Source organism: Asticcacaulis aquaticus, assembly GCF_028550415.1.
Taxonomy (GTDB): Bacteria; Pseudomonadota; Alphaproteobacteria; order Caulobacterales; family Caulobacteraceae; genus Asticcacaulis; species Asticcacaulis aquaticus.
Window position 1 is genome coordinate 15,252 of record NZ_JAQQKX010000021.1, and the last position, 10,196, is coordinate 25,447.

General features: G+C 61.7%; 6 protein-coding genes. All 6 read right to left on the bottom strand.

The window, feature by feature from the left end:
- Nucleotides 1-46: 46 nt before the first annotated feature.
- The 6 genes from PQU92_RS17700 to PQU92_RS17725 all read right to left on the bottom strand — a co-directional run bounded on the left by PQU92_RS17700 (nt 47) and on the right by PQU92_RS17725 (nt 10,192).
- Complete coding sequence (locus PQU92_RS17700) at nt 47-2,137, bottom strand: TonB-dependent siderophore receptor (protein WP_272749628.1); 2,091 nt, start codon at nt 2,135-2,137, stop codon at nt 47-49.
- A gap of 146 nt (nt 2,138-2,283) precedes the next feature.
- Nucleotides 2,284-3,783 (bottom strand): PepSY-associated TM helix domain-containing protein, encoded by a 1,500-nt coding sequence (locus tag PQU92_RS17705; RefSeq protein WP_272749629.1) that lies wholly within the window; start codon nt 3,781-3,783, stop codon nt 2,284-2,286.
- 1 nt (nt 3,784) lies between these two features.
- Nucleotides 3,785-4,387 (bottom strand): hypothetical protein, encoded by a 603-nt coding sequence (locus tag PQU92_RS17710; RefSeq protein WP_272749630.1) that lies wholly within the window; start codon nt 4,385-4,387, stop codon nt 3,785-3,787.
- A 171-nt stretch (nt 4,388-4,558) separates the two neighbouring features.
- On the bottom strand, nt 4,559-6,937 hold the full coding sequence (locus PQU92_RS17715) for a TonB-dependent receptor (RefSeq protein WP_272749631.1): 2,379 nt from the start codon (nt 6,935-6,937) through the stop codon (nt 4,559-4,561).
- 310 nt (nt 6,938-7,247) lie between these two features.
- Nucleotides 7,248-8,228, bottom strand: a complete 981-nt coding sequence (locus PQU92_RS17720; protein WP_272749632.1) for a UDP-glucuronic acid decarboxylase family protein — start codon at nt 8,226-8,228, stop codon at nt 7,248-7,250.
- Nucleotides 8,225-10,192: an O-linked N-acetylglucosamine transferase, SPINDLY family protein gene (locus PQU92_RS17725; protein WP_272749633.1), complete on the bottom strand. Its 1,968-nt coding sequence runs from the start codon at nt 10,190-10,192 to the stop codon at nt 8,225-8,227. The genes PQU92_RS17720 and PQU92_RS17725 overlap by 4 nt, the downstream gene beginning before the upstream one ends.
- Nucleotides 10,193-10,196 lie beyond the last annotated feature (4 nt).

Here is a 10,196-nt window from a genome sequence, read left to right on the forward strand (position 1 = left end):
GCCCTTTCCGACCGTTTCGTCGTGCGTCAATACGCCGCCTCTTTTATCAGAAGCTGTAGTCGAGGCTGACGATCACGCTGCGCGGGGCGGCATAGAAGGACTGCCCCCAGCGCAGACCGCCCCAGTATTTCTCGTCGAAGGCGTTCTTGATGTTGAGCGAGGCGCGGGCCTTGTCGGTGACGCGGACGCTGCCGAACAGATCGACCACGCTGTAGGCCTCCTGCTTGATCGTCGTGGTCAGGGCCGTCGTTTCGACGTCGCTCTGCCAGCGCAGCGACGCGCCCAGCTTGAGGTCGTTATACTGCGGCAGGTTATAGGTGGTGCTGATCTTCAGCGACCGACGCGGCAGGTACAGGCGCACATCCTGACCGGCGCTGTTTTCGATCGACAGGTCGGTCCAGCCGCCATTGATACTCCAGTCCGGCGTGATCTTGCCCGACACCTCGAACTCGTAGCCTTTGACGATGGTGTCTACACCGGCATAGTAGGAGTCCCAGGTGTTGGGGATGTAGCCGACGAATTCCGCCAGATGGCTCTGTTCCGACTTGAACACCGAGGCCGTGGCGTAGAGGCGGCGGGCAAACCATTCGGTCTTCACACCGGCTTCATAGCTCTTGCCTTCCGCCGACGGCAGGCGCTTGCGGTTGATATCGACCTCGGCCTGCGGGTTGAAGATGTCGGTATAGCTGGCATAGAGCGAGATATTGGTATTCAGGTCGTAGGTCGCGCCGACATAGGGGCTGACCTTGTTCTCGGCGCGGTCCTGCGTCACGCCGTAGGAGACGCCGGTCGTCGTCAGGTCGATGGCATTGAAGCCGACGAGGCCCTTGAAGCGGTCTGTGAAGTTCAGATGGACGGCGGCATAGGCGCGCGTCAGCTTGTCCGTGACATTGGCGGCTTCATAGGGGGTGGCGAAGGTAGTGGGCTCGGCCGGGGCGACGATCTGCACGCCCTTATAAGCCGGATAGGCAAAGCCCGCAGCCTCGCCCGCCCAGCGTAAGGTGTCGCTCTCATTAGAGTTGACGCCGACCACCACCTGATGTTCGCGCCCGAACAGGGAGACCTGACCGTTAGCGACAAGGTCGAACAGGTTCTGCTTCCAGCTTGAGGGGTAATAGCCGGCGAAACCCGCTACGCCGAGGCCGGTCGTCTTGTCCGGATAGTTGTAGGCATAGGTCAGCTTGGCTTCGTCGCTGAGGTTCTTGTAGGTATAGATGCCCTTCACGGTCCAGCCGTTGTCGAACTGGTAGGACAGTTCGGTGAAGGTCGTGGCATTGTGCGTGTCCCAGTAGGTCCACGGGGCCGAGGTATTGGCCGAAACGTCGTACTTGATCGGCGTGCCGTCGGTATAGACCAGCGGCAGGGCACCCCAGTTATTGCCGGTCGCGAGGTTATCCTGCTTGGAATAGCCCGCCGTGGCGTTCAGCTTCGGCGTGATATCCCACGACAGGACGCCGTAATAGACGTTCCGGTTGACGCCGTAATAGTCGAGATAGGATTCGGTGTCGGTATTGGCATAGACGAAGCGGCCCGTGACCGTGCCCTCTTTGTTGAGGGCCCCGGAGACGTCGCCGGTCAGGCGCAGATTGTCCCAGCTGCCGTAGCTGGCCGACAGATTGGCGCGGAAGTCCTTGGTTGGGCGCTTGCGGATATAGTTGATCGTCGCCGACGGGTTGCCGGTGCCGGTCATCATGCCGTTGGCGCCACGCACGGCTTCGATTCGCTCGAAGATGGCCACGTCAAGCGCGCCGGTTTGCAGGCCCCAGTCGAGCGGCTGCCCCACGCCGTCGACCTGAAAATTGACGACGTCGAAGCCGCGCGAATTGAAGTAGGTGCGGTCGGTTTCCGAGGCCTCGACATTGATGCCGGGCAGGGTCGACAAAAGCTGGTTGGCGTCGGTGAGGGCGAATTCCTTCATCTGCGCGGCGGAAACGACGGTGACCGACTGCGGCGTCTGGCGCAGGCTGAGGTCGAGACCGGTCGCCCCGGCGGACTCGCGGATGACGCGCTTGCCCAGCACGACAACTTCGGTGGGCTCGGCATCGGAAGCGTCGGGGGCATCGGCAGCGAAGGCGGGCAGGGCGAGGCTGACGAACAGCAGGGCGGAGGCGGAGCCTAGGAGGCGGTGTCGGGACATGGGGCAAACCTTTGCAAATGCAGCCAATACACACAGTGGCCATATTTAAGAATGCGTCGCAATTACTAGATTGCGGCAGGGTGTCAAGTTAATTGCGAATGAATTGCAATTTTGAAACACGATTTATCTGAAGGCCGATTTTGAGGTCACACCTCTGTATTCGCAGGACTCTTTACCTTGCGTAAGGTCAGGGCGACGAAGCCCAGCCCCAGGATCAGCAGCGTCAGATTGACCTGTACGGCGGCGACGCTGAACGACTGATGGATGGTCTGATGGACGGCGACCATGGCGATCAGCGACAGACCGAGCCCGGTCCGCATCAGTCTGGATACGATCTGAACGGGGGCCTGCGTGAATTTCGGGCTGATCAGGGTGACGACCGTGAGTATAGCCATGCCGCCCCAGAACACCGCGACCGGCGATACGTGCAGGCTCATGGCCAGCGCGAAGGCGAGCGCGATCAGGGCGGGGGCACCGTAGATCAACACCGTCCATAGCCGGTGGATCAGCGGGCGTGGCTTGCCCTTTTCGGCGGATTTGATCAGCCAGATATCCATCCCGGCGGCGATCATTACGGTCAGGCCGAAGCCCAACAGGGCGTAGATCAGCTTGACGGACCAACCACCGAAATCGCCGAAATGCAGGCTGTACAGGCTGGCGGCCACCTGACGCCCGGCGGGACCGTCCGACAGGTGGTAGCTGCCCTTGAGATGGCCCTGAGCGTCGAAGCGCCAGGCCTCGCCATAGACCAGTCGCTGCGACGGTTTGGTGGTGATCTCCAGAAACTCGGTGGGCGTACCGACCATGCGCACGGCGATGAAGCTGACCGGTTCGTCCGGACGCGCGGCCTCGATCTGGCGCAGAGCGGTGAGGAGCGCGCCGTCCTGCAACGGCTTGCCGCCCGTCGCGGCGGTGATCTCCGCCTGACTGCCGAAGATGGGTTCGTAGGCCTTCAGGCTATTACCCTGATAGTAGAGGAGGCCCATGGTCAGGGCGACCAGTTGTCCCAGCCCGATCAGGGTGCCAGTCAGGGTAATGATCAGGCCGAAGGGCAGGGTCCATGCGCCGATGCGGTTGTGCAGGTCCGCGCGCGTCAGATGGCCCTGTTTGCGCAGGCGAAACGCAAAGGCGTCGCGGAACATCTTGGGGTGCGACAGGGCGCCGCCGATCAGCAGCGCCATCATGCCGACGCCGAACAGGCAGACGACGATCATGCCGAAGCTTTCCGGCAAATGCAGATAATAGTGCAGTTCGGTCAGGAAGTGCGTCAGGTCGTGGCTGGCCGGACCTTTGAAATTCCCCTGCGCATCGTAGCCGCGCGCTTCGTGGCCGTAGCCGACGACGAGGCGCGGGGCATTGTCCGTCGGCGGGCTGATATAGATGTCGGTGTCGAAGGGCCCGCGGTGTGTGTCCGCCAGCATGACGGCGCGCGTGTCGGCGGTGGCGCGGGCGATGGCTTCGGGGGTGACCTCGGAAAATTCCGGCAGGTTCGGGCGCTCCCAGCGCTCGAACTCGACATAATAGACCCCGACCCAGCCGGTCAGGCAGATCAGGTACAGGCTGGCGCACAGGGCGAGGCCGAGGATCTTGTGACCGTGCAGAACGCGGCGGACGAAGGCGGCGGGGACTTTGGGCCAGAGGGTCATCTTAGTGTGCTCCCGTCAGCAGCGGCAGGCCGACCACGGCCGCGCTGATCGCACCGGTCAGGCTCAGGAAACCCAAAGCGCGCCACGGACGCTGGGCGCTGTTGCCGATGACCAGACCGATCGCCGAGGCGGTGACGAAGGCGAACACTGCCCAGGCATAGCGCGTAGAGCCATGACCGGGCATGTACAGCCACGCGACAAGACCGACGGCCATGCCCATGAGCGGCGACACGACAAGGCTGGACAACAGGCGGGCCGCAATGCGGCCGCCCTTGCGCAGGGTGAAGCGCTCTTTTACGTCGGGCATTGTCCGGGCGCGGCGGTCCTTTTCCGGCTTGAGGCGCGCCGGGTCGTCCTTGGCGTTGCGCCAGACGATCAGACACAGGGCCAGGCTCATGGCGATCAGAAACCCGACCGGCAGGCCGAAATCCGGCTTATAGGCCATCATCCACAGGACCGCCGAAATCGCAAGCGCCAGCCAGGCGACCGGCACGGCGGCGCGATCGGCCCATGCAGGGAGGCCTTGCCCGCGCCATTTCAGGTACAGGATTGCCAAAGCGGCGAGGATCAGGGCGACGGCGAAAAGGGTCAGCACAAGGGACATGATGAGGTGGCGATAGCAGCCGCCGGATGCGCTGTAAAGATAAATTGCGACGCATTTGCAGATTTAGCGGCCCGCGACTGGTGTGTGAGAAAAGTCTCATAAAATATTGTTATAAAACAAAAATGGCTCCAGGAAACCCGGAGCCATTCTTTGAATACGGTTGCCCGTGGATCAGAACTTCGTGCCGACCGTCACCATGGTGGTGATCGGTGCACCGATCCAGAAGTAGTTGCCCGAGTCGTAGAAGACGTTACCGGTCGAGATCGCCGAGATGTACTTCTCGTTGAACAGGTTCTTCACGTTGAGGCGGACATAGCTGCTCTTCATCGGACCGATATCGCCGAAGTCGTAGCTGACATTGGCGTTCCACACCGTATAGCCGGGGGCCGCGTCGCCATTGGCCAGCGAGGCGTAGCGTTTGCCGGTATATTTGCCGGTCACGCCGAAGTCCCAGTTGCCGTGCTCGTAATCGACGTTCACCGCGTGCATGATGCTGGGGATCTTGCCGAGCTTCTTGCCCTTGGTCGGGTTATAGGCGGTTGCCGAATAATAGACGTTCTCCAGCATTTCCGTGTCGGTATAGGACGACGACGCGTAGATATCGAGGCCTTCGACCGGCTTGAAGCCGATTTCAGCATTGATGCCCTTCATGCGCGCCTTGCCCACATCGGTGGCGACCGAAGCGCCGATCGTTTCGTCCCACGCCGTTTCGACGCGGTGATCGAAGTCGGTCTTCCATACGGCGATCGATCCCGATACCAGCGGCGACGCATAGCGGTAGCCGAGGTCGACGGTCTTGGAGATTTCCGGCTGGAGATCGAGCGACAGGCGGTCGTAGAGCGAGTCGGTACGCGGCGCCGAAATGGTCTCGGCATAGCTGGAATAGACCGTCTGATGGTCGGAGACCTTGTAGCTGACGCCGAGGTTCGGCAGGGTCTTGTCGTAGGACACCGTCCAGCTGGCCGGGGCCTTGGCGGTGATCTGCGACGAGGTACCGGTCAGGACCAGAGTGGTGCCGGGGCTGGCCGAGCAGTAGGCGGTCGAGGACGAAATCTGGTAGCAGTAGTTGTTCAGCTTACGCTCGAAGTCCGGCAGACGCACGCCCGCATCGATCTTAAGCTTGCTGTCGAAGAACGACCCGGCATAGGTCAGGGCGAATTGCTTCAGATTGGCGTAGGACTGACGGTTACGCTTCTGGATTTCCTCGCCGTTCTTGCCGCGCAGCCACAGCGACTCGTCTTCGGCGAAGACGTCACCGATCCACTGACCGCCTTCGAGCAGGCTGACGTGGCCGGTCTGGCGGTGGTCGCCGTGGTCGTAGGTATAGGCGGCGCGCAGGGTATTGTGGTCGTCGAGATACCAGATCAGCGAGGTATTGATCGTATAGCGGCGCGTTTCGGTGACGCTGGGCGAGAAGACCTTGTAGGCGGTGGTCGAGACGACGCCGTCGTGGTTGGCGTCATAGCCTTTCAGTTCGTTCCACACATAGCTGGAACCGACCATCGACAGGACGCCGGTCGATTCCGTCAGGGTCGAGACCTGCGTGCCGCCGTCGGCGAGCGTATACTGGAAGCTGGGGTCGACCGTCAGGACGAGGTTGTCGGTCAGGTGCTTCTTGAACTGGGCGCGGATATTGCCGTTGTTGGTCGGATTGATACGGTAGCCGTAATAGCCGGTCGAGCCGGACGAGATCGAATTCGACACCGTGCCGATGGTCGAGGCATAGGCTTCGGACCAGTTGCCCGCCGTAATGGTCGGCAGCGAGCTGTTGTAGATCGCGTTATTGCGGGTTTCGTTATAATAGAAGGCCACCGAAGCGAAGTCGCCGCCGCCGAGCGACTGATAGATGCGACCATTGACCTGCTTGCGGTCTTCGGTGCCGACGCCCTTGAACTGATTGGCGTTCAGGTTTGAGGCGGCGATGAAGGCGGTCGTGCCCCACGGGCCGAAGGCGCCGGTATCGACGCGGACATATTCGCGCGCATAATCGTTGGTGCCGAAGGTGCCCTTGACCTCGACGCCGAACTTATCCTTCGGGCGGCGGGTGATATAGCCGATGGTGCCGCCGCCGGCCGAGGCCGTCGGGCTGTCGACATCGGTGGTGCCGAGATTGACGTCGACCTTCGAATAGATTTCCGAATCCGGGTTCATCGTCGGGTAATAGGCATAGTTGCCGGTATCGTTCAGCGGCATGCCGTCGAGCATGAAGGCGATGCGCTGCTGATCGAAGCCGCGCAGCGTGATGTCGCCGCCGACCGAGCCCGTGGCGCTCTGATCCGAGAAGTTCACGCCCGGCAGCAGGTTGATCGCTTCGAGGATCGAGCCGGGGGCCTGCTTTTCGATATAGTCTTCGGTGATCGACGACCGCGTCTTGGTGACGCTCTGATCGACCGCCAGACCGCCGACCGACCGGTTACGCTGACCGGTGACGACCACTTCCTTGACGTCTTCCAGGGTCTGGGTCGCGGTCGACTGGGCCAGGGCACCGTGCGCGGTCAAAAGACCGGCCATGGCGGTGCCGGCCATGAACACTGATTTCGTGAACTTCATTACGGAGTATCCCTTCTCCAACCTACTTGAAACTGCCGGTGACGCCGTAAAGGAGAGGTGGCGTACCGTCCGGTGCCTGCCAAAGCTAGCAGCACAAGGGGCGGTCTTTAAACTCCGATTTTGAAGTATTTGCGAATGATACTGAATTCTGTAAAATGAGGTGTGGAGTTGTCACACTATATTTCACAGTTGATAAAAACGTAACATTGGAATAATGTCGTTATAAATTTAATTTATATCTTACAGTAACCGGGTTTTTGTTTAAAAAAATTCTTTACCGGATTTTAATTCGGATTTTTGTTTGTCTATATCATGTCATTTCTGAAATGAAATTAGCATCTCGAAATGGTGTGGCGTGGGGGACTATCTCCCGAAAATAGTCGATGGTGCGGCTCAGACCTTCGGACAAGGGGACGACAGGCGCCCAGCCGGTGATCCTTTGGGCGGCGGCGATGTCGGGTTGCCTCTGGCACGGGTCATCGATGGGGCTGGGACGATGGACGAGGCGGCTGGCCGATCCGGTCAGGATCAGGATATGCCGGGCCAGTTCAGACACCGAAATTTCATGAGGATTGCCGAAGTTCACCGGCTGAGGAACGCGTCCCTCCGTATCCATGAAGGCGATCATCCCGGCAATCAGATCGTCGACATAGCAGAAACTGCGCGTCTGCGCGCCGGAGCCGTACAGGGTGATATCCTCGCCCCTGAGCGCCTGAACGATGAAGTTCGACACCACGCGTCCGTCGTCGGGGTGCATCCGCGGCCCGTAGGTATTGAAGATGCGCATGACGCGGATATCGACGTCGTGCTGGCGTTGATAATCGAAGAACAGGGTCTCGGCGCAGCGCTTGCCCTCGTCATAGCAGGCGCGTGGTCCGATGGGGTTGACCCGCCCCCAGTAGGTTTCGGGCTGCGGATGCACCTCCGGGTCGCCATAGACCTCGCTGGTCGAGGCCTGAAGGATCTTCGCCCGGGTGCGTTTGGCGAGGCCCAGCATGTTGATCGCACCGATGACGCTGGTCTTGGTCGTCTGAACCGGGTCGAACTGATAATGGACCGGCGAGGCCGGACAGGCGAGGTTATAGATCTCGTTGACCTCGACATAGAGCGGGAAGGTGACGTCGTGGCGCAGGAATTCGAAGCGCGGATGCCCCATCAGGTGCGCGATATTGCGACGCTGGCCCGTGAAAAAATTATCGACGCACAGCACGTCGTCGCCGCGCGCCAGCAACCGCTCGCACAGATGCGAGCCGAGGAAGCCCGCCCCGCCGGTGACCAGTATCTTTTTCATTGCGGCGCCCTCCACAGGCGGTGGTCGAAGGGCACGGGACGGCGGGCGTGACGTTGGGCAATCAGGCGTTGCCAATGGGCTTCGTAGTCAGGGATAGTCTGGGTCTCATGGGCTTCATGGTCGCGCGGTGCAACGATATCGAGCAGGATGTCGAGGTTGTTGAGGTCCGGTCGGGGCAGGCTACCGTCGCGGCAGGCCTGCCACATCTGCACGTAGAGCGCTTCAAGCCCGCGAACCAATCCCGGCATATCGAACAGGGTGCAGGTGTCGCGCGTCTGAACCAATCGCGCCTTGAACCCGTCGAGGCGCGCCCGGTCGCGTCCCAGCGCGACGGCCAGATCGACGAAATCCGCGACCTCGGTCGTGACCAGTTCCGGCAGACCGGCGGCGCGCAGCAAAGAGCCGCAGACGCGCGCGGCGAAACTGCGCCCGCTTAAGGTAAGGACCGGCACCCCCATCCACAGGGCATCGGAACAGGTGGTGTGCGCCCCGTAGGGTGTCGTATCAAGGAACAGGTCGGCCAGTGGATAGCGCGCCAGATGCTGCGGATTGGGCAGCTTGGCGGCAAAGACGATGCGCGTCGGATCGATGCCGCGGCTCTGGGCGTGGGCCTTGAGGCGCAGATGCGAACTGTCCGAACCGCTGAGGAGCCACAGGACGCTGTCCGGGACGCGCGACAGGATGTCCAGCCAGCGGTCGAAGGTGAAGCGGGTGATCTTGTGCGTGCCGTTGAAGCAGCAGAACACCGTCGCGTCCTCGGGCAGGCCCATTTCGGCGCGGGTGGGGCGGTGGTCGGCGACGACGCGCTGGCGGTTATTGGGCTGATAGCAGGGCAGGCGCATCACGGCTTCGGAATAGAAGAGTTCGCTGTCCGGCGGGATGATCCAGTCGTCGGCGATGATATAGTGGTGATACGGACTGCCCAGTGTGCCGGGGAAGCCCAGCCAGTTGACGATGACCGGCGCGGGTCTGAGCGCCAGCAGTTTCGTGCGCCCGTCGCGGGTATAGCCGTTGACGTCGATCAGAATCTGGATGCCGTCGTCGGCGATGCGCCGCGCCGCCGTGGCGTCGTCCATCTGCGAAATATCGACGAATTGATCGACGGCGGCGCGGTAATGGGCGTGGATTGGATCGTTCGCGGCGGGGATGCCGCAATAATAGGCGAAGACCTCGACCTTTTGCCGGTCGTGCAAACCGGGCAACTCATACATCAGGTGGCCGATGGCGTGTTCGCGCAGGTCGGACGACATATAGCCGATGCGCAGGCGGCCGTCGCTGCGGCCCTGATGGGCGGCGAAATGGCGAGTGATGGGCCCGTCCTCGCTCAGGCCGACATCGGTGTCGCTATAGTGGGCGTTAAGCGCCAGTTGCAGGAGGGGGTCGTCGGTATAGGCATTGGCCGAGAGAGGCGACATGCCCTTGAGCAGGCGGGCGCGATCGACGCGCTCGAACGGCTCTATGACGGGCCAGGCGCATTGTCGCTGACGGGCGGCAATCAGGTGCTGGATGGCCTCGCGCTGGGTGGGGTCGAGGTCGAGGCTCTGGCGCAGGGCGGTTTCGCAGGCCTCGTCCTGATGGGCGGCCTCAAGGACGCGGGCGGTCTGGTTGAGCGCCATGACCTTGTGCGTGATGGCCTGACCGGTCACGGGCGACAGCCGCTCGCTCATCCGGTGCCACAGGGTGACCGCCAGATCGCTGCGCCCCTGCCGTTCGTGGACCCGGCCGAGATTAATATAGGCCGGCAGGAAGTCGGGGTTGAGGTCGATGGCCTGTTCTAGGGCATCGCGCGCGCGGTCGAGCGCTCCGGCATCGGTCAGCAAAACCCCCAGATTGAACTGAAGGGCATAGATCAGAGGCTCATCGGGCTGGTCGGCGATAAAGCCTTCGTAGAGCGCGGCGGCGGCCCCGGGATCGCCGCGCAGACGCAGGGCTTCGGCGGCCTGAATCAAGTCTATAACGGTCATGTAA

Bases quoted from the DNA above. Each gene is read 5' to 3' on its own strand.
- PQU92_RS17705 (WP_272749629.1), bottom strand. From the start codon at position 3,783: ATGACCCTCTGGCCCAAAGTCCCCGCCGCCTTCGTCCGCCGCGTTCTG.
- PQU92_RS17725 (WP_272749633.1), bottom strand. From the start codon at position 10,192: ATGACCGTTATAGACTTGATTCAGGCCGCCGAAGCCCTGCGTCTGCGC.
- PQU92_RS17700 (WP_272749628.1), bottom strand. From the start codon at position 2,137: ATGTCCCGACACCGCCTCCTAGGCTCCGCCTCCGCCCTGCTGTTCGTC.
- PQU92_RS17710 (WP_272749630.1), bottom strand. From the start codon at position 4,387: ATGTCCCTTGTGCTGACCCTTTTCGCCGTCGCCCTGATCCTCGCCGCT.
- PQU92_RS17715 (WP_272749631.1), bottom strand. From the start codon at position 6,937: ATGAAGTTCACGAAATCAGTGTTCATGGCCGGCACCGCCATGGCCGGT.
- PQU92_RS17720 (WP_272749632.1), bottom strand. From the start codon at position 8,228: ATGAAAAAGATACTGGTCACCGGCGGGGCGGGCTTCCTCGGCTCGCAT.